This is a genomic window from Candidatus Pelagibacter bacterium nBUS_36 (assembly GCF_051201215.1).
Classification (GTDB): domain Bacteria; phylum Pseudomonadota; class Alphaproteobacteria; order Pelagibacterales; family Pelagibacteraceae; genus Pelagibacter.
The window spans coordinates 851,453-876,072 of sequence record NZ_CP172839.1 but is presented as its reverse complement, the minus strand read 5'-3'; the positions used below and the strand labels follow the sequence as shown (position 1 = coordinate 876,072).

The 24,620-nt window shown below is 26.1% G+C and carries 28 protein-coding genes; 13 read left to right on the top strand and 15 right to left on the bottom strand.

From position 1 onward, the window contains the following. Positions 1-2: 2 nt before the first annotated feature. Both rpsR and rpsF read right to left on the bottom strand, forming a co-directional pair. Entirely contained in the window at positions 3-275 is a 273-nt protein-coding gene (gene rpsR / locus ACIJYI_RS04795) for a 30S ribosomal protein S18 (protein ID WP_196242545.1), read from the bottom strand. 2 nt (positions 276-277) lie between these two features. After that, positions 278-631 carry a 30S ribosomal protein S6 gene (gene rpsF / locus ACIJYI_RS04790; RefSeq protein ID WP_435113238.1) on the bottom strand — a complete coding sequence of 118 codons (354 nt, stop codon included), beginning with the start codon at positions 629-631 and terminating at the stop codon, positions 278-280. 87 nt (positions 632-718) lie between these two features. Here rpsF and fabD point away from each other — a divergent pair, with 87 nt between their 5' ends. Genes fabD through gmk form a run of 4 tightly spaced genes read left to right on the top strand, consistent with a single transcriptional unit; the run spans position 719 to position 3,308 of the window. Further along, entirely contained in the window at positions 719-1,645 is a 927-nt protein-coding gene (fabD, locus tag ACIJYI_RS04785; RefSeq protein WP_435113236.1) for an ACP S-malonyltransferase, read from the top strand. Further along, positions 1,642-2,379 carry a 3-oxoacyl-ACP reductase FabG gene (gene fabG / locus ACIJYI_RS04780; RefSeq protein WP_435113234.1) on the top strand — a complete coding sequence of 246 codons (738 nt, stop codon included), beginning with the start codon at positions 1,642-1,644 and terminating at the stop codon, positions 2,377-2,379. Before fabD ends, fabG begins: the two co-directional genes overlap by 4 nt. Before the next feature lie 48 nt (positions 2,380-2,427). After that, positions 2,428-2,667: an acyl carrier protein gene (locus ACIJYI_RS04775; protein ID WP_008544320.1), complete on the top strand. Its 240-nt coding sequence runs from the start codon at positions 2,428-2,430 to the stop codon at positions 2,665-2,667. Between the two features lie 8 nt (positions 2,668-2,675). Further along, complete coding sequence (gene gmk / locus ACIJYI_RS04770) at positions 2,676-3,308, top strand: guanylate kinase (RefSeq protein WP_435113232.1); 633 nt, start codon at positions 2,676-2,678, stop codon at positions 3,306-3,308. Here the strand turns inward: gmk and rsmA are convergent. The 6 genes from rsmA to ACIJYI_RS04740 all read right to left on the bottom strand — a co-directional run bounded on the left by rsmA (position 3,297) and on the right by ACIJYI_RS04740 (position 10,789). Beyond that, on the bottom strand, positions 3,297-4,082 hold the full coding sequence (gene rsmA / locus ACIJYI_RS04765) for a 16S rRNA (adenine(1518)-N(6)/adenine(1519)-N(6))-dimethyltransferase RsmA (protein ID WP_435113230.1): 786 nt from the start codon (positions 4,080-4,082) through the stop codon (positions 3,297-3,299). The two genes, gmk and rsmA, sit on opposite strands and share 12 nt — an antisense overlap. Beyond that, entirely contained in the window at positions 4,079-4,840 is a 762-nt protein-coding gene (locus tag ACIJYI_RS04760; protein WP_435113229.1) for a 4-hydroxythreonine-4-phosphate dehydrogenase PdxA, read from the bottom strand. The genes rsmA and ACIJYI_RS04760 overlap by 4 nt, the downstream gene beginning before the upstream one ends. Positions 4,841-5,032: 192 nt before the next feature. Continuing rightward, positions 5,033-5,968: a peptidylprolyl isomerase gene (locus ACIJYI_RS04755; RefSeq protein ID WP_435113228.1), complete on the bottom strand. Its 936-nt coding sequence runs from the start codon at positions 5,966-5,968 to the stop codon at positions 5,033-5,035. A gap of 3 nt (positions 5,969-5,971) precedes the next feature. Beyond that, positions 5,972-8,590: an LPS-assembly protein LptD gene (locus tag ACIJYI_RS04750; protein WP_435113227.1), complete on the bottom strand. Its 2,619-nt coding sequence runs from the start codon at positions 8,588-8,590 to the stop codon at positions 5,972-5,974. Further along, complete coding sequence (locus tag ACIJYI_RS04745) at positions 8,580-9,653, bottom strand: LptF/LptG family permease (protein WP_435113226.1); 1,074 nt, start codon at positions 9,651-9,653, stop codon at positions 8,580-8,582. The genes ACIJYI_RS04750 and ACIJYI_RS04745 overlap by 11 nt, the downstream gene beginning before the upstream one ends. After that, complete coding sequence (locus ACIJYI_RS04740; RefSeq protein ID WP_435113224.1) at positions 9,653-10,789, bottom strand: LptF/LptG family permease; 1,137 nt, start codon at positions 10,787-10,789, stop codon at positions 9,653-9,655. The genes ACIJYI_RS04745 and ACIJYI_RS04740 overlap by 1 nt, the downstream gene beginning before the upstream one ends. Positions 10,790-10,852: 63 nt before the next feature. Between ACIJYI_RS04740 and ACIJYI_RS04735 the strand changes: the two genes are divergently transcribed. Together ACIJYI_RS04735 and ndk are read left to right on the top strand one after the other, a co-directional pair. Next, a complete protein-coding gene (locus tag ACIJYI_RS04735; RefSeq protein WP_435113223.1) occupies positions 10,853-12,310 on the top strand; it encodes a leucyl aminopeptidase in 1,458 nt (485 codons plus the stop codon). Beyond that, positions 12,303-12,713 carry a nucleoside-diphosphate kinase gene (gene ndk, locus ACIJYI_RS04730; protein ID WP_435113221.1) on the top strand — a complete coding sequence of 137 codons (411 nt, stop codon included), beginning with the start codon at positions 12,303-12,305 and terminating at the stop codon, positions 12,711-12,713. The genes ACIJYI_RS04735 and ndk overlap by 8 nt, the downstream gene beginning before the upstream one ends. Here the strand turns inward: ndk and purN are convergent. Both purN and purM read right to left on the bottom strand, forming a co-directional pair. Further along, a complete protein-coding gene (gene purN / locus ACIJYI_RS04725; RefSeq protein ID WP_435113219.1) occupies positions 12,703-13,284 on the bottom strand; it encodes a phosphoribosylglycinamide formyltransferase in 582 nt (193 codons plus the stop codon). The two genes, ndk and purN, sit on opposite strands and share 11 nt — an antisense overlap. Continuing rightward, positions 13,262-14,290, bottom strand: coding sequence for a phosphoribosylformylglycinamidine cyclo-ligase (purM, locus tag ACIJYI_RS04720; RefSeq protein ID WP_435113217.1), 1,029 nt, complete (start codon positions 14,288-14,290; stop codon positions 13,262-13,264). Before purM ends, purN begins: the two co-directional genes overlap by 23 nt. 71 nt (positions 14,291-14,361) lie before the next feature. Between purM and ACIJYI_RS04715 the strand changes: the two genes are divergently transcribed. From ACIJYI_RS04715 to aspS, 3 genes are read left to right on the top strand one after another with little or no spacing between them, the layout of a single operon-like run. Beyond that, positions 14,362-15,381: a DUF2066 domain-containing protein gene (locus tag ACIJYI_RS04715; protein ID WP_435113216.1), complete on the top strand. Its 1,020-nt coding sequence runs from the start codon at positions 14,362-14,364 to the stop codon at positions 15,379-15,381. Next, positions 15,378-16,040 carry a DNA replication protein gene (locus ACIJYI_RS04710; RefSeq protein WP_435113214.1) on the top strand — a complete coding sequence of 221 codons (663 nt, stop codon included), beginning with the start codon at positions 15,378-15,380 and terminating at the stop codon, positions 16,038-16,040. Before ACIJYI_RS04715 ends, ACIJYI_RS04710 begins: the two co-directional genes overlap by 4 nt. Continuing rightward, the gene (gene aspS / locus ACIJYI_RS04705; RefSeq protein ID WP_435113213.1) at positions 16,041-17,828 is read left to right on the top strand and encodes an aspartate--tRNA ligase; all 1,788 of its coding nucleotides are present in this window, start codon (positions 16,041-16,043) and stop codon (positions 17,826-17,828) included. It begins immediately after the preceding gene. 3 nt (positions 17,829-17,831) lie between these two features. Here the strand turns inward: aspS and ACIJYI_RS04700 are convergent, their stop codons facing one another. After that, entirely contained in the window at positions 17,832-18,656 is an 825-nt protein-coding gene (locus ACIJYI_RS04700; RefSeq protein ID WP_435113211.1) for a ribonucleotide reductase, read from the bottom strand. Positions 18,657-18,771: 115 nt separating this feature from the next. Between ACIJYI_RS04700 and ACIJYI_RS04695 the strand changes: the two genes are divergently transcribed. Next, the gene (locus ACIJYI_RS04695; protein WP_435113209.1) at positions 18,772-19,131 is read left to right on the top strand and encodes an NADH-ubiquinone oxidoreductase subunit NDUFA12 family protein; all 360 of its coding nucleotides are present in this window, start codon (positions 18,772-18,774) and stop codon (positions 19,129-19,131) included. Next, positions 19,094-19,501 carry a DUF2155 domain-containing protein gene (locus ACIJYI_RS04690; RefSeq protein WP_435113207.1) on the top strand — a complete coding sequence of 136 codons (408 nt, stop codon included), beginning with the start codon at positions 19,094-19,096 and terminating at the stop codon, positions 19,499-19,501. The genes ACIJYI_RS04695 and ACIJYI_RS04690 overlap by 38 nt, the downstream gene beginning before the upstream one ends. On the opposite strand, the gene accC is transcribed toward ACIJYI_RS04690, so the two are convergent. Genes accC through aroQ form a run of 3 tightly spaced genes read right to left on the bottom strand, consistent with a single transcriptional unit; the run spans position 19,498 to position 21,709 of the window. Then, complete coding sequence (gene accC, locus ACIJYI_RS04685; RefSeq protein ID WP_435113205.1) at positions 19,498-20,835, bottom strand: acetyl-CoA carboxylase biotin carboxylase subunit; 1,338 nt, start codon at positions 20,833-20,835, stop codon at positions 19,498-19,500. The genes ACIJYI_RS04690 and accC overlap by 4 nt on opposite strands. Positions 20,836-20,838: 3 nt before the next feature. Further along, on the bottom strand, positions 20,839-21,273 hold the full coding sequence (locus ACIJYI_RS04680; protein ID WP_435113203.1) for an acetyl-CoA carboxylase biotin carboxyl carrier protein: 435 nt from the start codon (positions 21,271-21,273) through the stop codon (positions 20,839-20,841). After that, positions 21,260-21,709, bottom strand: coding sequence for a type II 3-dehydroquinate dehydratase (gene aroQ, locus ACIJYI_RS04675; protein WP_435113201.1), 450 nt, complete (start codon positions 21,707-21,709; stop codon positions 21,260-21,262). Before aroQ ends, ACIJYI_RS04680 begins: the two co-directional genes overlap by 14 nt. Before the next feature lie 16 nt (positions 21,710-21,725). Here aroQ and thiS point away from each other — a divergent pair, with 16 nt between their 5' ends. Further along, positions 21,726-21,944: a sulfur carrier protein ThiS gene (gene thiS, locus ACIJYI_RS04670; protein ID WP_435113199.1), complete on the top strand. Its 219-nt coding sequence runs from the start codon at positions 21,726-21,728 to the stop codon at positions 21,942-21,944. Further along, the gene (locus ACIJYI_RS04665; protein WP_435113197.1) at positions 21,945-22,721 is read left to right on the top strand and encodes a thiazole synthase; all 777 of its coding nucleotides are present in this window, start codon (positions 21,945-21,947) and stop codon (positions 22,719-22,721) included. On the opposite strand, the gene ACIJYI_RS04660 is transcribed toward ACIJYI_RS04665, so the two are convergent. Then, positions 22,714-24,528, bottom strand: a complete 1,815-nt coding sequence (locus tag ACIJYI_RS04660; protein ID WP_435113195.1) for an Rne/Rng family ribonuclease — start codon at positions 24,526-24,528, stop codon at positions 22,714-22,716. The genes ACIJYI_RS04665 and ACIJYI_RS04660 overlap by 8 nt on opposite strands. Positions 24,529-24,620: the final 92 nt, after the last annotated feature.

The window sequence follows — 24,620 nt, the reverse complement described above, 5'->3', positions numbered from 1 at the left end:
TTTTATAACAATGCTAAATTTCTAGCTCTTTTTATTGAAAGAGATAGCTCTCTTTGTTTCTTTTGAGAAACATTTGTAATTCTTGAAGGTAAAATTTTTCCATTTTCAGACATATATTTTTTTAAAAGTCTCACATTTTTGTAATCAACAGCAGGAGCACCTTTTGCTGATAATGGGCAAGTTTTTTTAAATTTATATTTATTTGGTTGGAAAATACTTAATTTTGCAAAATTACTTTGTTTACCTTTTTTATTTCCACTTTGTCTTTTAGGCATAATTAGTTTTTATAACTTTCTTTTTTATCGTCATCTTCTCTTTTGCCAAAGTAGTTGGCGTCTAAATCAAACTTTTTAACTCTTACTGTTAAGTACCTTAATAATTTTTTATCTATAGCTTCATTTTTTTCTAATTCATCTATTACATTCCCTTTGCCTTTAATTTTAAAGTGAATGTAGCTTCCTTTTTTATTTTTTTTAATTAGATAAGATAAGTTTAGTAATCCCCAATTTTCAGTTTTTACAATTTCACCTTCATTTTTTTCAACAATTTTAGAATACTTTTCAGTTAATTGCTTAATTTCACTTGGTGAAGTATCTTGTCTAGCTATAATAGTATGTTCGTATAAATTCATTTAAGTTCTTTAATAAAAAGTGAGGATATACTATTATAAATGTTCAATTACAATAGTTAAAAAGGCAAAATTGGTAGTTTTTTTTATATGTTTTCAGTAATTTTTCCAGGTCAAGGTTCTCAAATAGTTGGAATGGGAAAAGAATTCTATGACAAGTTTGAACTAGTTAAAAATTTGTTTAAAGAGGCCGATGAAACACTTAGTTTTCCCTTATCTAAACTTATATTAGAAGGCCCAAAAGAGGAATTAGATCTAACAGCCAATACTCAGCCAGCGATCTTTTTGATTAGCTACTCAATTTTTACAGTAATTAAAAAAGAGTTTAACATTGATTTGAATAAAGCAAAATTTTTTGCTGGACACTCATTGGGTGAATATTCAGCTTTATCTTGCGCAGGTTACTTAAGTTTTTCTGATACTATAAAAATTTTAAGAATTAGAGGAGATGCCATGCAAAACTCAGTTCCAAAAGGACAGGGCGGTATGGTTGCAGTATTAGGTTCGACGGTTGAGATTGTTGAAAAAATATTACAAGATAATGAAAAAAATTTTAAAGCTCAAATAGCTAATGACAATTCTGAAGGTCAGATAGTTATAAGTGGAAAAACAGAAGATTTAGATAAATTAATTACTATTTTAAAAGAAAATTCTATTAAAAACATCAAGTTACCTGTTAGTGCTCCATTTCATTGTAATTTAATGAGTAAAGCCACTGATATAATGAGTGTGGAGTTGAATAAACTAAATTTTCTGGAATCTGAAAATAAATTAATATCTAATGTTACTGCTAATCAAATATCAAGCATAGACGAGCTTAAAGATTTATTAATTAAACAAATTGAAAATAGAGTTAGATGGAGAGAAAGTGTAATTAATATGATTAATAGCGATGTAAATCACTTTATAGAAATTGGCCCAGGTAAGGTTTTGTCAGGCTTGATAAAAAGAATTAATAGAGAGGTAAAAATAGATACAATTAATAATCAAGGAGATATAGAAAATTTAAAAATATGAGCGATCTAAAAAATAAAAATATTATAGTAACAGGGGCATCAGGTGGTATTGGAAATGCAATTATCAAAAAACTTAGTGAAGCGGGTGCAAATATACTTGCATCTGGTACGAGAGTTGAAAAATTAGAAGAACTAAAAAATAATTTTAAAGCAATTAAAATATTAAAATTTGATATATCTCAGAAAGACAAGATAGAAGAATTTATTGAAAATTCGACTAAAGAATTAGGGGGCACTCTAGATTGTATAGTTAATAACGCAGGTATTACCCAAGATAATTTGGCGATAAGAATGAGCCTGGAAGAGTGGCAGAAAGTTATTGATATTAATTTAACCTCAACTTTTTTATTGAGTAAATTTGCAATAAAGAAGATGCTTAAAAATAAATCTGGAAAAATTGTAAATATAACCTCAGTTGTAGGACATACAGGCAATTTAGGACAAGCTAACTATACAGCATCAAAAGCAGGAATCATTGCAATGTCAAAAAGTCTTGCAATTGAGTATGCCAAAAAAAATATAAATATAAATTGTATTTCGCCAGGGTTCATTAAAACAGCTATGACAGATAAAATAGATGAGAAATTTAAAGAAGTTATCGTCTCTAAAATACCATCAGCACGACTAGGTGAGCCTAAGGATATTGCAAATGCAGTACTTTTTTTAATTTCAAACCAATCAAGCTATATAAATGGAGAAACCTTACATGTTAATGGGGGCATGTATATGGCTTGACAAAATAGGTTAATGGACTATTAAGAATTTATAACAAAAAGGATCAATATGTCAGAAGACGTTTCAAGCAAAGTAAAAAAAATTGTAGCAGATCACCTAGGTATAGATGAAGCTAAAGTAACTGAAGAATCAAGTTTTATAGATGATTTAGGCGCTGATAGTTTAGATACTGTTGAGTTGGTGATGGCTTTTGAAGAAGAATTTGGATCTGAAATATCAGATAGTGAAGCTGAAAAAATTTTAACTGTTGGAGATGCGGTTAAGTTTATTGAAGGAAAAGCAAATTAATTACTTCTATGCCCTCATATAATGATGGGGTAATGATAGTTTTATCTTCTCCATCAGGAGCTGGTAAAACTACATTAGTTAAAATGTTGTCTGAATTAGACAACTTTGAAATATCTGTATCTCACACCACACGTCAACCAAGACCCAACGAAACACCTAATAAGGATTATTTCTTCGTAAACGAAGATGAGTTTAAAAGATTAATCAAAAATGAGGAATTTCTTGAATATGCCAAAGTTTTTAATAATTTTTATGGAACAACTAGAACTCCAGTAATAGATAAATTAGACAAAGGAAAAAATGTTTTATTTGATATTGATTGGCAAGGAGCAGATCAAGTTAAAAATAAAAAACTTGATTACAAACTAATTACTTTTTTTATTTTACCTCCCAGTAAAGAAGAATTATTTGAAAGACTTTCTAACAGAGATATGAAAGATAAATTAATTGCAGAGGAAAGAATGAAGCAGTTTGAAAGAGACGTTTTGCATTGGATAAATTATGATTACGTTGTTATAAATGATAATCTTGAAAAATGTTTTTCTAAAATAAATAATCTAATTGAAGCTGAAATAAATAATGGTTCAAAAGATTATGATATAGAATTTGTTAGAAGACATGTTAATAATTTAACTTCCTAAGCTTTCATATTCACGTGTAAGTTCGTAGTAAGTATCAAAATCTAAATTTTGTGGTCTTAAATTTAAATTAATCTTTAGTTTCTCTATAACTTTCTGGTCACCATTGAATAATTGGTTAAAAGGTTTTTTTAACATTTTTCTTCGATGACTAAAAAAAACTCTAGTTATCTTTTCTAAGTTTTTTGGATCTTTTATTTTGTAAAAATCTTTCTTGGGAGAAAAAAGCAATAAAGAGCTATCTATTTTTGGTCTTGGAGAAAAAGACTCAGGTTTAATATCACAAATTTTTTGAACATTTAATTTCCAATTACTTAAAATGGATAATCTGCCATAAGCAGATGTGTTAAATTTAGCAACTATCCTATCAGCGACTTCCTTTTGAAACATTAATATGAGATGATCGAACCAAAAATTGTCTTTTAAATTTACTATCCATTTGCTTAATATTTCAGTGGATATATTATAAGGGAGATTACCAAATACAGTTACCGTATCCTCAAATAATAAATTTTCATCAATATTTAAAACATCATCATTTATTATTGTTAATTGGTTAGCAAAAATATTTTTGAGATTTTCTGCCAAATCATTATCCTTTTCAATTACAAATACTTTTTTAGGATTTTTTTTTAAAATAAAAGAAGTTAAATTTCCTGTACCAGGCCCAATTTCAAGAATAGTTTTGTTCGTAATTTCTGCTGTATTGACTATTGTTTCAAGAACATTCCTATCAGTTAGAAAATTTTGACCAAGACTTTTTTTTGCTTTAATCAATTTTTTTCCAAAAAAGATATTGCTCTAATTAAACTTAAGGGATTAGATAGATTCTTTCCTAACATTTTTTGATTTGGGCCATGATCTGGTGATATTCTAATAAAAGGGAGACCTAGAGTAATGTTAATTGCATCATATTCAAATAGTGTTTTGATAGGTGTTAAAACTTGATCATGATACATACCTAAAATCACATCAAAATTCTTTCTATTATCTTTTAAAAAAGCTGTATCAGCTGATAAGGGTCCAGATACATTATATCTAGATCTTTTTAAATATTTTATAATTGGTTTAATTATTTTTTCATCTTCGTTAAATTTGTCTATAGTTTCACAGTGAGGATTAAGCCCTAAAACTCCAATTCTAGGTTTGATGTTAAAATTTTTTTTATAAAATCTATTAATTAAATCTATTTTTTCTTGAATCACTTTTTTTTTGATATTATTAGATACAAATTTTAATGGTAAATGGGTAGTAACTGGACAAACCGAAAGCTCTTTGTTGTAAATTAGCATTGCATTTTTCTTTGTTGAAAATTTTTTAGCTATAAATTCTGTTATTCCTAAAAATTTTTTATTTAAGAAAGTTTTTTTTGATATTGGTCCATTTATAAATTTATTAGAATATCGATTTTTAATTAGATCAAAAGCTACTTCAAAACAATTTTGTATATATCGATTTGATGTAGTTGAAATCTTTTTAAATATCTTTTTTTGATTGAAATCAATATTTATTAGATTTATTGATTTATTATCCAAATTATAACTTTTTAATTTTGAGATTTCTAAAATATTTATTTTTTTTTTATTCTAAACTTTTTCATTTGAACACTTAAAATTTTAAGAGAACAAATTAATAGTATTGGACTTTTGTATTTTTTATATTCCAGAGCTTTAAAAAAAATTTCTAAAAATATGCTATTTGGTTCACCTGCCACTATTATTATTGGTTTATAATTCATTAATAGTTAAATCTTTTTTTACTTTGTTTAAATATATATTTGATAATTGATTTAATTGTTGATTTGTTTTAATTCGAATGAGAGTATTAACTTTTTTTTCAAGGTTTTCTTCATCAGATACATTTTTTTTTATGTCATTAATTTTTAGTATTAAAAAACCACTTGCAGTCAATATAGGTTCTGAATATTCACCAATTTTTAAATTTAATAATGCGTTATTAGCAACTTTATTTAAAGAATTTTTATCAATCCAGCCTATTGCTCCACCAGATGAGGCTGAGTTAGAAATGCTATGAATTAAAGCTGCATTCTCAAAACCATCATTTTGAATATCATTTTTAATCTCATTATATTTTTTTTCTAAATCTTTTTTATTCTTAATTCTAAAAATAATCTCAGATAACAAGATTTTTATATTTGGATTATTTTTAACTTCATTTATTATTTTTTTTTTATTAATAACAACCTTAGAATTAAATTTTTTGTAGATTAACTCATTCCAAAGAGCCTCAATGCTTATCTTGTTTTTTATATATTCAATTTTCAATCTATTCTTTTTTAGATATTCTTTGTATTGATCTAACGTATTAAAGCCATTTTTTTCATATGTAGTTTTGATTATTTTATCTACATACTCATTGCCTACATTGATTTCTTCAAAAATATCTAGCAAAGAAATTATTTTTACTTTTTCTCTAACCAAAGAATTTTTAGCAATATTAGTTACCCTTTTTTTTTCTAAATTTTTTACTTGTGGATTTAATATTGTTAAATAGTTTATCTCATTTTCTATATCAACGGATGTGATGATTTCATTATTTACTTTGACAATTATCTTATTCTCTAAAGCTATTAAATTTGTAGCATAAAATAAAAATATAAAAATAACCTTAATAAATTTTATATAAATTGAATTAATATTCATAATTTATTTTGATATAGTTTGTTCACCTGATGTTATTGGAATAAGTGTTAGTTTAAACATTAGTTCTTCAGATGGTCGAAGATCTCTGTCGCTATAGTAAGTTTTATTGTATTTAATGCCTGCAACTAAACAATCATTCTTGTATTCATAAATTAAATTATAATATTCAGCCATATCTAATTCTCTGTTTTGTCTTGTTTCAAAAATTAAGGAATTACTTTTATCAAAATTATAACTTGTCTTATTTTCAATAATGTTTGTATTTCCCACTACTCCATTTTCTTCGATAAAATTAAATCTTGTTTTAAATTCATTTTTTGAAAATTCCGTACTTAATGAGTGGTAGTTAATTTTGTCCAAATCATTATTAATAGAAAACTCATAATCTAAATTAATATTTTCATTTAGATTATTTATAATGTTACCAAAAATATTTGATCTTTCTTGAGTGATGGCACTATTTGTAGGTATGTTATTATTGTCTTCAGTTCTTAACACTGTTCCAAGTTTTAATTCGAAGTACTTGCTATTATCATTTAATTTTTCTTTTTTAAATTCTATTCCTAAAGTTAAGTTGTTACCAGACTCTAATGTGTCTATTAATCCCAATCTATTTATATCAAAAATATTGTTATTATTTATTGTCCTTTCCTCGTCTGAAGAATTTGTCATGGTTGATGGATTAACACGTAATGAAATTTTTGGATCAAAATAGTTTATAAATTGTTTGCTTGTTTTAATCAGTGGATAGCTTGTCTGAAGTTCTATGATGCCCATTAATTTACTATTTAAATTTGATCGATATTCATCGTAATTTTTGTAAGAAGAAATCAAATTCTTTATTTGGAAATTTACATTACTCTTTATACCTTTTTCATTTATAAAATCTAAACTTTTAAAATCTAAATCATTTATTATTCTAGACCTCAAAGTATTTGTATCTTTTAAAGTATTGTCACCTAGTGATGTAAAATTTAGCAATCCTATGCTTTGATCAGATGTTAGTCCTTTAGAAAAATTATAATAAGGCAAAACTAGTTCATATCGATCATTATTTGTTTTTTGTAAATCTTCATAAGAAATAAATCCTGTTTCTAATTCATATTTTTCATGATTTAATTTTAGTTTTATTTCTGATTCTAATACATCAAAATTTTGAGGTTTAATTTTTGACTCTACAATATCTTGATCAAAAACTTTTAAATATGTATCATTGCTTACTTTTTGAATTGATATGTTAAAATCACTATCAGTAAATTTATCAAAATTTAATTTAGTATCATATTTTGCAAATAAATGAGTAATTGAATTTTTATCTTTACTTTTTATTGATTGATATCCTTCAGTATAACTAAAATCTGCTATAAAAGATGAATATTTATTTTTTTGCCTATATTCATTTTGAAATTTATAAATATTTTTATCAAATATAGTGGGTGTAAATGTGAAATCTTTATTTTCTGATAAAGCTATGTAATATGGAATTTGAATTGAAGATCCAAGAGTCTGTGAATTATTCATTCTAGGTGACAAAAGTCCTGATTGTCTTTTAACTGTTGGACCTGGGTGAAAAAATTTTGGAAAGTAAAAAACAGGTACGTCGTAAATTTTTACCAAAGCATTTTCATAATTTATTTGTTTTTTGTTTTCGTCATATTCTATTTTTTTTGCTTGTATTGACCAGGGCGGACAATTGTCGTTTATCTTACAGCTAGTAAATATCCCTTTATTGAATGTGGTGACACCATTTTTTCTAGTAGAAGAAACACCTTTGATTCTTGGGTCATTTTCTTTGTTACCAAGCAAGTCTTTTCTGAATCTTAAATCAATATTTTGTGTAGCAAAACTTTGTTTTTTCAAATCGAATACACCACTTTTAAAATAAAATTTATCATTGAGTGGTATATCAAAATTTGTGTTAACTATAATATTTTCACCTTTTAATATTTCATTAGCAATATCAATATTGAACCTGCTAAGTTCGTAAAGAGTTTTGTATTTATTATCTTTAATAATTGCACTTTTTCTAGAACTTATGATTTTGTTTGAATTTGAAATTTCAATATCTTTAGACTTTATGTCAAATCTAGAGCCTACTAAAAAATTTGTTTTACCCTTGGATTTAATTATATTTTGATTCTTTAAATAAGTTATATTCTGAGCCTTAATAATAAAATTTTCAATCTCATCTTCAATTCTTACATTTCCATTGGCATTAAAAGTATTCTTTATGGTATTGTACAAGATTTTATCAGCACTAATTGTTCTTCCAGTACTATCTATAATTTTTGAGCCATTCTTAGAAATAATTTCATTTTTATTTATTAAATAAATTATGTCTTTAGAATTGATAATAAAATTTGAAATTTTATCTTCAGCTTTAACGTTACCACTTACATTTAAAATATTTGTAATTTTATTATAACTAAATGTGTCTGCCTCAATTTCTAATCCACTATCTGATAAAATCTTACCTCTATTAAAACCTCTAATTATATTTCCATTATCAGAAATTTCTAATTCAGTAACATCAAAAGTAAATTGCTCATCAGCAGATATATTAAAACAAAGAAAAGTATTTATTATGATAATAAAAATAGATATGACTGTCTTATTTAGCATTAATATTTCTCACAAAATAAATATTTATTAAAGATAAAATTAGTAATGGAATGATTACAGATCCTACCAAATTAATTTTCTCGGTGGATCCTAGCACATAGAAAAAGTTACTTATATAATAAATAACCACAGAACAAAATAATCCTAATACAATTTTTGCATACTTATTTCCGAATTTTTTTGTATTTAACATTATGATACTTGATAGCATAGTCATTAAAACTAAATATATTGGGTAAGTTATTAGTTTCATTAATTGAAGATCAACATCAGTGAGTGAATAATTTAATTTTTTGTAATTATTTCTCATATCCCAAAGATCTAAAAACGATAATGAAGACAAATTAGAAAATAAGTTTTGAATTATATTGTAATTAAAATTTGTATTTAATTTGTATATTTTCTCATCTTTTTTATAATTTTGCTCAAAGATTTCAGCGTTATAAATCAACCATTCATTTTTTGAGATATCAATTTTTTTACTTTTTATATTTCTAACTATTTCGAAATTTTGATTAAATTCTGAAATATAAGTGTCTAGTAAAAAATTTTGATCTATTTTTGCCGCATTAATCATTAATATCTTTGAGTTTATAGAGTCTTTGATCCACAGACCATTATTCGTAATAACAGCTAAATATTTATCATCCTTGGTATAATTAGTTTTTAACTCAAGATAGAGACTTTTAACATTCGAAGATAAATTGTAAAAAAAAAATATAATTAAAACTCCCAAAAAAAAAGCAGTGATATTGACAATTGATAGAATTTTTGAATTTTTTAAGCCTGAGTATTTAAGTATATCGATTTGATCATTGTTAAATAGATTAATAAAAAAAAACTGAGTTGATAATAAAAAAACAAATGGAAAAACGTCAAAAATAAATGACGGTGTATTTAGAAAAGAAAAGTAAATAGGATAATATATTGAAACTGGGATTTCTTTAAAAAATTCCAATTCTGTTAATAAATTTAGAATAAAAATTAAACTAAACATTATCAAAAAAACATTAAATATTGAATTTAAAAAAATAGAAACTAAAAATTTTGTATAAGTTTTCATTAATATCTATTTATTAGATTATATTTGTATGTAAAAATTAAATATAGAATTGCTATTAGTGCAAATGGTATAAATAAAAGACCTAAATTGTTGATTAGATTATCATTAACAAACCTTAGCGTCATTTCAGAAATAATAATTATTAATACACCAATAAGAAATATGACCAATCTAAACTTAAGATAATTAATGTTCTCTTTTGACTCAATTATTAGCAGTAAAGTTAAAAGCATTAATACTGGAATATATAAAGGAACAATCATTCTTTTATGAAACTCTTTTATGATGTTGTTAATATTTTCTGTTCTACAATTTTCTATTTTTAGCTCTTTACTTAAATCAATTGATTTTCTTTTATAGATATTTTTAAAACATAAAATTAAGTTTAATGTTGAGACTTCTTGAGTTTTTCGGTGAGTAATTGTATTTGTTTTTAAATTATTTAAACTAAAATTTGATTTTAAAAATTTAAAATTTGTTATCTTACCTTTTACAACACTTATTGTTTCACCATTATACAGCTCAAAGATTTTTTTATTTCCAATGGTTTTAAAATTACCTTTTTTTGCATAGGTTGTTTGAAAATCGCTAAATCCTCTTCCTTTTTTAATATAAATATTTGTAAAACTACCATTTTCATCTTTAGAGTCGCTATAAATTGTTAAGTCTTTTACCGTATCGTTAAATTTTTTTGGTTTTATAAAATTTTCTAAAAAATTAATATTTGATGTTCTTAAGTATGATCTGGCTTGATCTTGTGAAGCTGGAACCACTACTGAGTTTAAAAAAATTTGAAATATAGCCAGTATAATAGAAAATTTAAAAAAATAATTTACAACTACAATTTTGTTAACTCCAAAATTCCAAAAAATAACCAATTCATTATTAAGTTCATATTTAGTTATGACGTAAATAAAGCTCAAAAAAAATATAAAAGGTAATATTTTGCTGACTATTTTAGGAAAAATAAGAATAGTAAATTTAAGATAAACCAGGTGATCCCTACCATCCTCAATCATAATGTCTAAGTAATTTACAGCTTGAAAAATCCATATAATTATTGAAGTAAAAAAAAGAGCAATAAAAAAAAATATCAAACAATCTGTTAATAATTTGTTAAAAAGTATTTTTTTCATTGAAATATGATAATTTTATTCCTATATAGCATTCATCTCACGTAGAGTGTATTTAAAATTTATATGTCAATTCAAATTAATTATAATAATAATAATTTAAAAAAAAATCTGACCAATCTGGTCTTATTTGTTGAAGAAAACTATAATATTAATAGTTTAAAAAGATTCATTTCAAATAATGAATTTTTATATATTTCAGATTTATTAAAAAATAGTGATTTAAAAAAAGATTTACTTTCTTTTGAAATTAATTCAAAAAAAAAAGTATTTTTAGTCTCTATTAAGAAAGATATAAAAATATCAGATATAGAAAATTTAGGAGCTAAATTTCATGGTTATATTAATTATGAAAAGAAAAAAGAATATTTTGTAAACTCAGATACAATTCATAGTAAGATAAAAAATTTTGTAGGTTATTTTCTACATGGACTAAAATTAAAATCTTATGAGTTTAATATTTACAAATCAAAAAAAAATAAAAAACCTATCTCTATAAATGTTATAGGAAATAAAAACAAAATATCTACTCATGATCGTTTAAGATTTAAAGCAATAGAAGAAGGAAGTTTTTTTGCAAGAGACCTTGTTTCGGAACCAGGAAACATCCTGCATCCAGATGAATATGCAAAAAGAATTAACTCACTTAAAAAATTTGGATTGAAAATAAACATATATGATGAAAAAAAGTTAAAAAAACTTGGCATGAATGCTTTACTTGGCGTAGGACAGGGAAGTATTCGAGGATCCTATCTGGTTACCATAGAATGGAATGGAGCAAAAAATAATTCTAAGCCTCTAGCTTTTGTTGGAAAAGGAGTTTGTTTTGATACTGGTGGTTACTCATTAAAGCCGGCAAAATTTATGGAAGATATGACTTACGATATGGCTGGCTCTGCTACAGTTGTTGGTTTAATGAAAAATTTAGCCATAAGAAAAGCAAAAATTAATGTAGTAGGTGTTGTAGGACTTGTAGAAAATATGGTTAGTGGAAACGCTCAAAGACCAGGTGACATAGTAAAATCTTATAGTGGCAAAACAATAGAAATATTAAATACAGATGCTGAAGGTAGATTAGTTTTAGCTGATGCTTTAACTTTCACTGAAAAAAAATTTAAACCTAAATTTATAGTTGATTTAGCAACCTTAACTGGAGCTATCATAGTTTCTTTAGGCTCTGAATATGCTGGTTTATTTTCAAACGATGATAAGTTGTCAAAACAATTATTGGAAGCAGGTGATAAAGTGGAGGAAAAATTATGGAGAATGCCTTTACATAAAAATTTTGACAAGTTAATAAATTCAAAAAATGCAGACATGCAGAACATTAATTATGTTGGTGGCGCAGGATCAACAACAGCAGCACAGTTTTTGCAAAGGTTTATTTTAAACAAAACACCTTGGGCACACTTAGATATAGCTGGTATGGCATTTTCAAAATACGGTGGGGCTTTAAACTCAGGTGGAGCAACGAGTTATGGAGTAAGATTATTAAACAAACTAATAGAGGATGATTATGAGTAATATTGAGCAAACATTATCAATTATAAAGCCAGATGCTGTCGAAAGAAATCTAGATAATGAAATCAAAGAAATGTTTAGAAACAAAGGTTTTTCAATTGTTAAAGAAAAGAAAATACAAATAGAAAAGTCTGAAGCTGAAAAATTTTATAAAGTTCATGAAACTAAGCCATTTTATAATGATCTATGCGCCTATCTATCTTCAGGTCCAATTGTTGTTATGGTTTTGGAAAAAGAAAATTCAGTATTAGGTAATAGAGAGCTTATGGGTGCAACAAATCCTGAAGATGCAGAAGAGGGCACAATAAGAAAAAAATATGGAATTTCTATTGATAAAAATTCAGTTCATGGGTCTGATAGTGTTGAAAATGCTAAAATTGAAATAGATTTTTTTTTTAAAGACTAAATATTTTTAAAATAGCTTTAGGGTATAATTTGTGCTCTTGAGCTAAAACCTTTTTAGCAAGTGATTGAGGTGTATCACTTTTATTAATTTTAACCTTTTTTTGATTAATAATTTTACCTGAATCGAGTTTAGAATTCACAAAATGAACTGTACAACCCGAATGTTCATCTTTATTTATAATCGCTCTTTTATGGGTGTTTAACCCTTTATATTTCGGAAGAAGAGATGGATGAATATTTAATATTTTTCCATCAAAATTTTGAATAAAATTTTTTGATAAAATTTTCAAAAATCCTGCAAGACAGATCAAATTTATTTTTCTTTTTTTTAAATAAAGAAGTATTTCTTTTTCAGTTATAGTTTGTTTTTTAAAATTAAAAATTTTTTTTCTAATCTTGAAAATTTTTCCAAAATGTAAACCTTTCGATTTAGGATTGTTAGAAACAATTAATTCAATAGAGATAGGTGATTTTTTTAGTTTTGAAAATTTTATTAGAGATTTAAGATTACTGCCTGTTCCTGATATAAAAACAGCAGTTTTTACTCTTTTAGATCCAGTTGATAGAGCCATTTAGTTTAATTTTTGTTCCACCTCTGGAAATTTTTCCGATGACATATGGTTTAAATTCTTTTGTAAAATATTGTTTCACTTTCTCAAATTTTTTTGGATTAATTATTAAGCAAAATCCTACACCACAATTAAACGTTGTAAGCATTTCTTTTTCAGATATTCCATTTTTATTTAGCCATTTAAAAATTCTAGAAGTTCTAATTTTATCCAAGTTGATTTCTGCAACCAAATTATCAGGTACAACTCTTTTAATATTATCAGCTAAACCACCACCAGTTATATTAGCACATCCATTAATTAATTTCTTATCAATCAATTTAAGTACTTCTTTTACATAAATTTTAGTTGGTCTAAGCAATTCGGTTTTTAAAAATCTATTCTTTTTTATATTAATTTTTTTTTTATTAAGAAGATATCGCACAAGAGAAAATCCATTTGAATGAAGACCACTTGATGGCACAGCTAATATCAAATCATTATTTCTAATTTTTTCTTTATTTAAAATTTCATTTTTACCAACCACACCAACTGCAAAACCAGCAATATCAAATTTATTTTTTTCATAAGTGCCTGGCATTTCTGCAGTTTCACCACCAACTAACTCACATTCAGATTGTTTGCAGCCAATCATAATGCCTTTAATGATTGATTTAAGTTTTTTTAAATTAATTTTATTAATTGATATATAATCTAAAAATAAAAGAGGTTTTGCTCCTTGGACAATCAGATCATTTACACTCATAGCAACAAGATCAATTCCTATTGTGTCATATTTATCTAATGTATTTGCAATTTCAATTTTAGTACCAACACCATCAGTACAAGCAACAATTTTTGGTTGTTTTACATGATTTGGAATGTCTGAAATTGAACCAAAACCACCAATATTAGAAAACTTTTTTTTGCCTTTTTTTTTTGATGAAACTGAAGAGATGAAATTCACAAAATTATCAGCTGCAGCAATATTAACTCCACTTTTTTTATAGGTAAATAATTTTTTATTCATTAATATGTTTTATGAAATTTAATTTTAAATTTATTTCTTTCAAGAAACTATATATTTATTTTTGCTTCCTTGTGTTGTTAAATATTTTTTTTTCCACAGATAATATTCAAGCCAAGACATTTTCCATTGATGATATCGAAATTTCCACACCATTTGAGATGAATTTTGATAAAAATGAGATAATAGATGATGGATTTATTAAAGCATTTGAACAATTAATCAAATTAGTTACTCAAACCAAAGATCAAAAAAGACTAAGAAAAATTTCACTTAGTCGAATTAAAGGTATGATTGAAACATTTTCAATTAAAGAAGAAAAGTTTGTGGATGAGATATATTATTTAAAATTAAACGTATCTTTTAATAAAAAAAAAATATTTAGATTATTAGAGAGTAGAAATATATTCCCATCCATACCTATTAAAAAAAATATATTTTTAATACCAATTATTCTTGATGAAAAAAAAGATGAAATTTTGATATTTTCGGAAAGTCACTTGTTTAATAGCTGGAATTCAAATACAAAAAATTATCATTTGTTAAATTATATTTTACCCACGGAAGATCTTGAAGATTTTAATTTAATCAAACTCAATTCAAAAAATTTAGAAAATTACGATTTTAAAGAAATAATTGAAAAATATGATTTAAAAAATTATATTATAACAATTGTTTTTAAAAACGATGATGAAATTAGAGTATTAAATAAAATTAATTTTAATGACAAAATTGATTTAAAGAATTTAAAATTTCAAAATTTAAGATTAGGTAACAATAAAGAAATAGAAGAATTTACTGAAAACTTAAAAACCATGTATGAAAATCATTGGAAGTCTAAAAATGAAATTAATACTTCAGTCAAATTATCTTTAACTGTCTCAATTGATAATAACGATGCATTTAAAATATCTTTATTTGAAGAAATATTGTCAAATATAGATCTTATATATGATTTTTATATTTTTAAATTTGATAATAAAAAAAATATTTACAAGATCGTATTTAATGGTTCTCCTAATTATTTTTTAAAGATTATGAAAAATGAAAATTATGAATTTGATACACAAAATAAAATATGGAATCTAAAATGAAAAATTTGAATCAATTAATTTTAAAATTTGATCAAGAACAAAATTTTAGAGATCAAGATTTTTTTGTATCTAAAAGCAACGAATTTTCATTTAGATTATTAAATAGCTGGCCAAATTGGGAAAAAAATTTTGTAAATTTGATTGGAGAAAATTTTTCAGGAAAAACGCATTTGATAAATATTTTTTTAAAGAAATTTAAAGGTATTAAAATAGATGCGTCTAAAATAGATAACGAATTTTTAAAAAATATAAAAATTTATGAAAATATAGTAATTGAAAATTTAAATAATGAAATTGATGAAACTTTGTTTTTTACATTATTAAATATTATTGATCAGGATAATAAGTATCTAATTGTAACTACAAATAAACCTATTGTTAATATATTATTTGAATTAGATGATTTAAATTCTAGATCTAAAAATTTTATTTTATCAAAAATTGAAAAACCTGAAGATGACCTCATGTTTGCACTAATATTGAAAAATTTATCAGATCGACAAATATCTATAGATAAAAAATTGATAGATTTCATTATAAAAAGAATTGATAGATCATATGGCAAAATATCTGATTTCATATATAAAATCGACGAGATAAGTTTAAAAAGAAAAAAGCCTATCGACTTTAGAGTTATTAAAGAAATTTTAGGAGAATAATTGAACAAGTATAGAACTCATAATTGTAACGAATTAAGAAAAGAAGATATAGATAAAAAAATTTCTATCTCAGGATGGATTAATAAAAAACGTGACCACGGCAACCTTCTGTTTATTGACCTTCGTGATAATTACGGAATTACACAATGTATTATTGATAAAGACAATAAGAATTTTTTAGAGCTTGAAAAGATTCAATTAGAAACAGTCATAAAAATTGAAGGTAAAGTTGTTAATCGTTCAAATGATGCAGTAAATAAAGAAATTCAAACAGGTGAAATTGAAATTGCAATAGATGAATTTGAAACTTTAGGAACTTGCAAAGAATTACCGATGCCAGTTTTTAGTGATCAAGAGTATGCAGAAGAAATTAGATTAAAATATAGATTCTTGGATTTAAGAAGAAAAAAAATTCATGAAAATATAATCTTAAGATCTAAAGTAATTTCTTACATTAGAAGTGAAATGAGTAAATTAGGTTTTTTAGAGTTTCAAACACCAATATTAACTTCATCTAGTCCAGAAGGTGCAAGAGATTTTCTTGTTCCAAGTAGATTAAACCCTGGAAAATTTTATGCGCTTCCACAAGCTCCCCAACAATTCAAACAACTAATTATGGTTTCTGGATTTGATAAATATTTTCAAATAGCACCTTGTTTTAGAGACGAAGATGCTAGAGCAGATAGAAGTCCAGGTGAATTTTATCAACTAGATTTAGAAATGTCTTTTGTTGAACAAGAAGATGTTTTTAATGTTGTCGAAACTTTATTAGTCAACACCTTTAAAAAATTTTCAAATAAAAAGTTGATGTACGATCAATTTCCAAAAATCTCATATGCAGACTCAATGTTAAAATATGGAAGTGACAAACCTGATTTAAGAAACCCTTTGATCATAAGTGATATAACCAAGGTTTTTACAACAGACGATGTGTCATTTGAAATTTTCAAGAAACTTGTAAAATCTGGCTCTAAAGTTAGATGTATTTCAACTAAGAATACAAAAGATAAACCTAGAAGTTTTTTTGATAATATTGATAAGTGGGCAAAAGAACAAGGAGCCTCTGGTTTAGCGTATTTTACATTTGAAAAAGATAAAAAGTTATCAGCAAAAGGGCCAATAGGAAAATTTTTCTCTGAAGAAGCTTTGTTAGAAATAATGAAAATCACTAACTCAGAAATAGGTGACAGTATCTTTATGGCTTGCAGCAAACAAACTGATTTAGAGAAAATTACTGCATTAGCAAGAGACAAAATTGGAAAAGATTTAGATTTGATAGATGAAAATATTTTTGCCTTTTGTTGGATAGTTGATTATCCAATGTTTGAAAAAGATGAAACAACTAATAAAATTGAATTTAGTCATAACCCTTTCTCAATGCCTCAAGGTAATTTGAAAGATAAAGATTTAGAAAAACCTTTAGAAATACTAGCTTACCAATATGATATTGTTTGTAATGGTATAGAACTTTCATCTGGAGCAATAAGAAACCATAAGCCAGAACTAATGTACAAACTATTTTCAATTGTTGGATATGATAAAAACCAAGTTGACGAAAAATTTAGTGGCATGATTAATGCATTAAGTTATGGAGCTCCACCACACGGTGGAATTGCTCCTGGAATTGATAGAATTGTAATGTTGTTAGCTAATGAAAAAAATATTAGAGAAGTCACTATGTTTCCAATGAACCAAAATGCTCAAGATTTAATGATGAAAGCACCATCGGATGTTACTGATGAGCAATTAAAAGAACTGGGTCTAGCTTTAAAAATAAAAAAAAAATAAAAACTACTTTTTACCTTTTAGGCTTATTTTAACATCTGAAAGATCTACAAGATTTTTTTTATAGTTATTTCTTACAAAGCCTTTGCTTGTAATATCTTTAACAATTTTTAATAACTGATTTTGATCTTCAGAAGTTTGCTCATCATTTGAGCTAGCATCATTGCCACCAATAGAGGGTGTGTGTGCTAAATCTTCTCTATTTTGGTAAGAAATTGCCAGTTCTCTAAAAATATAATCTAATATTGAACTTGCGCTCAATATTCGATCGTTACCATGCACTTTTCCAGAAGGTTCGAATTTCGTGCCAACAAATGCACTGATATATTCATCTAGAGGAACACCATATTGAAGACCTAGGGATACTGCGATTGCAAAATTATTCATTAAAGCTTTAACTAACTCACCTTCTTTACTTGTATCAATAAAGATTTCCCCAATCTTGCCATCCTCATATTCTCCAGTATGTAGATAAACTTTATGATTTCCAATAGTTGCTTTTTGAATATAACCTTTTCTTCGATCTGGCATACCAAACCTACGACCACTTCTTTCTGAAGTTTTGTTTAAACTGGCAATTAGATTTTCTTTATTTTGAGTTGTGCTTTGCGTCGTTTCTGAAATTATCTCAACTTTCTTATTTTCAATCACTTTATTGTTATTAGGGTCAAGATTTTTGGTTTTACGATTGTCTAATTTGACATCTAAGACTTCAAATTTTCCATCATCTCTTTTTTCCAGGTTTTTTAACTCTGTTTCATTAATGTCATCCAAGTAATGGTTAACTTTAAAAGTACATGTGTAGTAAGTCTCAACTAAATATTTTGCCATTTAACCTCAATTTAAAATTTTAATTTGAATAATGAATTATTTAATTTATATACAAATTCATATTTTAGTCTAATTTAAATTATACAATTTTTAATTGAATAAATAAAAATATTATATGTTGACACTTTTAAAAAAAATTTTCACTTGGTGGAATCAAGATACGTTTGGCACTAGATTAAAAACTATTTTTTTCGGAAAGTTTGTTGGAAACGATGAGCTGGGTAACAAATATTACGAGAGCAAAAGTAAAAAAAGATGGGTGATTTATGCGGATACCATTGATGCATCAAAAATTCCAGTAGAATGGTATTCGTGGATGCATTTTACAAGTAATAAGATCGAAAAAAATCATACATTTGAAAAGTATGATTGGCAAAAACCTCATCAAGCTAATTTAACTGGAACAGAAGAAGCTTATTATCCAAATAAGAATAAAGATGGTATTAAAAAGAAATATTCTAGCTGGAAAAGATAAAATTAATTTATTACTGATAATTTTTATTGTTTTTTTTTCTTGTGTTAATAATTCGTTTTCTAAAGATAAATTAGAAGGTTCATATACAGATTTAAAAATACTTGATAAAATTAGCTCTAAAAACATTTTACTCAAATTAAAAAATGGAGATTTATTAAAATTTAAAGATTTATCCATAAAAAGTTTAAAGTGTAAAAATTCAGAGTTTGATGATAATCCAGAAATTACAGCTTATATACAAGTCAAAGACTTAACAAATGATAATAATGATGAAGTATTTGTATTTAATGGTTGGATGTTTTCCTCAAGCCCATCAATAGCACCATTTGATCATCCTGTTTATGATGTCTGGCTTGTAAATTGTTATTAAACAATAGTATCTTTATCAAGCCAGCTAACATTAAAATCGGAATTGATAAATTTTTTGTGATTTAAAAGTTTCTTATGTAGTGGAATAGTTGTTGTAATTCCTTCAATGACAAATTCATCCAATGACCTATTCATTCTTTGAATTGCTTCTGTTCTATTTCTTCCATGGCAAATTAATTTACAAACCATACTGTCGTAATATGGTGTTACTTTATATCCTTGGAATATAGCTCCATCTACTCTTGTTCTAAAACCAGATGGTTGGTGACACATACTTATTGTTCCAGGAGATGGTTGAAAATTTTTACTAGCATCCTCAGCATTGATTCTACATTCGATTGCATGACCTCTTGGGTTGATATCACTTTGTTTAAGTGCTGTTTCTCCAGAAAATGCTATCCAAATTTGTTCTTTAATAATATCCACACCAGTAACCATTTCTGTAACAGGGTGTTCAACCTGAACTCTTGTGTTCATTTCTAGAAAGTAAAACTTTCCATCTTCATAAATAAATTCTACTGTTCCTGCACCCATATAGCCTATTTTGGCTACCATTTTTACAGTTCTTTCAAATAAATCTTTTCTTATTTCATCGTTAAGAACTGGACTAGGTGTCTCCTCAATTAATTTTTGATGCCTTCTTTGAACTGAGCAATCCCTTTCATGAAGATGAACAACATTATTTTTACCTGCTAAAATCTGAACTTCTATATGTCTTGGGTTTTGAAAAAATTTTTCGATATAAACTTCGTCATTTCCAAAGTATTTTTGAGCTTCTGATTTTGCAGTTGAGAATAAAGTTTCAAATTCATCTTCTTTATAAACAATCTTCATACCTTTTCCACCACCACCACCAGATGCTTTAATTAAAACAGGAAATCCAATTATTTTACATAGATCTTTGGCTTGAGCTATATCTGTTACACCGCCTTCAGATCCTTCAATAACAGGTAAGCCATTCTCCTTAGCTATTTTTTTTGCTTGAATTTTATCACCCATCATCTTGATATGTTCTGATGAGGCTCCAATAAAACTTATTTTGTTATCTTCAAGAATTTTTGCAAAATTTGCATTTTCAGACAAGAAACCATATCCAGGATGAACTGCATCTGCATTAGTAAGGTCTATTGCAGACATTAAATTTGGTATGTTTAAATAACTATTTGCAGGTTGATGAGATCCAATACAAACACTTTCATCAGCCATTCTCACATGCATGCTTTCTCTATCAACATCAGAGTGGACAGCTACAGTCCGTATTCCCCATTCTTTACAAGCTCTAATAATTCTAACCGCAATTTCCCCACGGTTTGCAATTAAAATCTTTTTAAACATTATTTACTCTAGAATGATAATAGTTTGACCAAACTCAACAGGATGACCGTCTTCTACACAAATTTCTTTAACAACACCGTCAGCAGTAGAAGGAACATGATTCATAGTTTTCATTGCTTCAACAATCATTATGGTGTCACCTTTTTTAATCTTTTTTCCTACTTCAGCAAATTTTTTTGCACCCGGTTCTGGAGAATGATAAGCAGTACCGATAATAGGAGAAGTAATTTCAATTCCAGATTTTATATTAGCTGCACTTGAAACATTTTCATTTTTAACGTTTATAGAAGAGGGAGTGGTAACTGGTTGATTATTTACAGAAACATTATTTTTTGACACTTTAATTTTAGTATCTTTTTCTGTTATTTCAATTTCAGTTAGATTAAACTCATCTAAATAATTACTTAATTCTTTGATAATATTTTTATCTATTTTCATTTTTTAAGATCTTTTGTATTGAAATTATGGCCAAAATATAACCTTCTGCTCCTAAACCAAAAATTCCACCTGTTGCTATGTCACTTATTAGAGATTTGTGTCTAAATTCCTCTCTTTTGTAGATATTTGATATATGTAGTTCAATTATGGGTTTTTTAAATAAATCAAGAGCATCCCTAATTGCTACTGATGTATGAGTAAAACCTGCTGCATTGATTATTATTCCATCATATTTTTTTCTAGCATCTTGAATTAAATTTACCAGCTCACCCTCAATGTTTGATTGAGTAAACTCTAATTTAATTCCAATTTCATTTGATTTTTTCAAACAATTTTCTTTTAATTCTTTAAAAGTTGTTGATCCATATTGTGATTGTTCTCTTTCACCTAATAGATTAAGATTTGGACCATTAACAATAATAATTTTATTATTCATTCAACACTTATATACGATGAAAAAAATAAAAAAAATAAAAATTAAGATAAATGGTAAACTTAAATCTATATCTAATGATTATACTATATTAGATTTGGTAAAAAATCTTAAAATTCCTTTGAAAAAAGTAGCAATTGAACTTAATCAAGAAATAATAGATAAAAAAAAAATTAGTAAGATAAATTTAAAAAAAAATGATAAAATTGAAATAGTTCATTTTATTGGAGGTGGTTAGGTGAAAAGTGATAAGTTGTTAATTGCAAAAAAAAAATTCAATTCTAGGTTAATTGTTGGTACCGGTAAATACAAAAGCATGTCTGAGTGTGCAAAAGCAATTAAACTTTCTGGAGCAGAGATAGTTACTGTTGCAGTAAGAAGAGTAAATATCACTGATAAAAAAAAACCACTTCTTATGGATTATATTGACCCTAAGAAAATAACATATCTACCTAATACTGCTGGATGCTTTAATTCAAAAGAAGCATTAAGAACTTTAAGACTTGCAAGAGAAATTGGAGGCTGGAAGTTAGTCAAGTTAGAGGTTCTTGGAGATAAACAAAATTTATTCCCAGATATGATTGAAACTTTAAAATCTACGGAAGTTCTTGCTAAAGAGGGATTTAAAGTAATGGTATATTGCAATGATGACCCATTAATGGCTAAACGATTGGAAAACTCTGGTGCAGAAGCAATTATGCCATTGGCTGCACCCATAGGTTCAGGTCTAGGCATTCAAAATAAAGTCAATATTAAAATTATTAGAGAACAAACAAAATTACCTTTGATAATTGATGCTGGTTTGGGTCAAGCATCTGATGCAACAATTGCAATGGAGTTAGGTTGTGATGGTGTTTTGGTTAACACTGCAATAGCAAAAGCAAAAAAACCATTTGATATGGCTCTTGCATTTAAAAATGCTGTAATTTCTGGAAGACAATCTTTTCAAGCTGGAAGAATTGATAAATATTTATATGGAAACGCCTCCTCACCAAAATCAGGAATTATTAAATAGCAGCAGCTTTTTTGATAAACTTCTTTTTAAAATAAGGTTTCTTTTTAAATGGTTTTTTGTGAAATTTTTTAATATCTTTATCTCCATTACTTTTATTTTCTTTAATTTGTAATTCTAAATTTTTTAATTTTTCATAATATTCAACTAATTCGATTGTTTTTTTGGACTTATTTTGAACATTGATAATGTATTCAGGGATTATAAGTGAAGGGTCACTCACAATATCTATTATGATTTTATTCTTTTTTTCAAAATAAGTTAAATCATTAACAAAATTTTCTTTTAAAAAATCAGAAATTTTTTCACAAACTCTTAATTCCACAAATTTAGCTTTATTAATAATGGCTTTTAATTCAACAGTTTTTAGTAATTTTTGAGCAAAAGATTCATGTGTGAGAGTTACTTTCCATTTGATCGCACTTTCTCTTAGTCTTTGTCTGGACATTTCTAAAAGACCAAAATTACTTATTCTTCCTATCTGAATTCGAGCCCTGTCTGTTCTGCATTTTTCTTTGAGTTTTCTTTCAACTAATCTTCTATTTCCATAGCTTAGCATGTCAATAAAATCGATTATAATTAAACCAGACAAATCTCTTACCTTAATTTGCCTAGCAATTTCCTCAGCTGCCTCAATATTTGTATCTAATGCTGTGCTTTCAACATTTTTACCTTTAATCGAGCTTCCAGAGTTTATATCAATTGAAACTAAAGCTTCTGTTGGATTAATTACTAAATACCCTCCAGATTTTAGTTTTATTTCAGAATCAAATATTTGATTTAATTTTTGTTCAATATTTTGCTCAATAAATAATGGAATTTTGCCTCTATATTTTTTTATTTTTTTCACATTTGAAGGCATAATCATTTTCATGAAGCTTTGAGCTTTTTTATATCCTTCGTTTCCTTCTATAATAATATTTTGAGTATTATCATCAAACATATCTCTTAAAGTTCTTTTAATAATTTCACTTTCTTGATGAATTAATGATGGAGCTATAGAGTTAATTGCAGTATCTTTTATTTGGCTCCATGTATTAACCAGTGTATCTAAATCATTAGTAATTTCATTTTTAGTTTTGTTACTTCCAGCTGTTCTTACAATTAAACCCATTTCTTTTGGAATAGTAATTTCATTTAAAATAGTTCGAATTTTTTTTCTATCAGTTGGATTAAATATTTTTCTTGAAATTCCCCCGCCTTTTGGAGTATTGGGCATTAATACAATATATTTTCCAGCAATTGAAATGAATGTACTAAGAGCCGCACCTTTTTGACCTCTTTCATCTTTGATAACTTGGACGAGTATAACTTGATTTGGTTTTATAACTTCTTGAATCTTATATCTTTTAAATTTAAACTTATTTTCTTTCTTTTTTTCTTTTTCTTCATCCAAATTTTCTTTGTTATCTAGTCCATCAGTGGTTTCTTTTTCAATTTCGATAGGATCATCAATTTCTAGCTTACCTTCCGCAATATTTTCATTTTCTTTAGCCTCAATTTCTTTTGAAAGTTCCTCTCTAGCTTTTTCTTCTTCTTGTTTAATTTTATCTAGATCAGCTTTTGGTATTTGGTAATAATCTGACTGAATATCGTTAAATGATAAAAAACCGTGTCTATCCCTTCCAAAATCAATAAAAGCAGCCTGTAGGGAAGGCTCTATTCTGCTTACTTTTCCAAGATAAATATTATTTTTGATTAGATTGTTTTTTAAACCTTCGTATTCGTAATCTTCAATATTTTCACCTGACTTAAGAACAACTCTAGTTTCATTTGGATGCGAAGCATCGATGTATAAATTTTTTTCCATAATATTATGATTGATTGATTCATTTAATTTAGTCTTTATAAATTTTGTATAATTGTATTGCCTTATCTTTAACAAATTCCAAGATATAATGG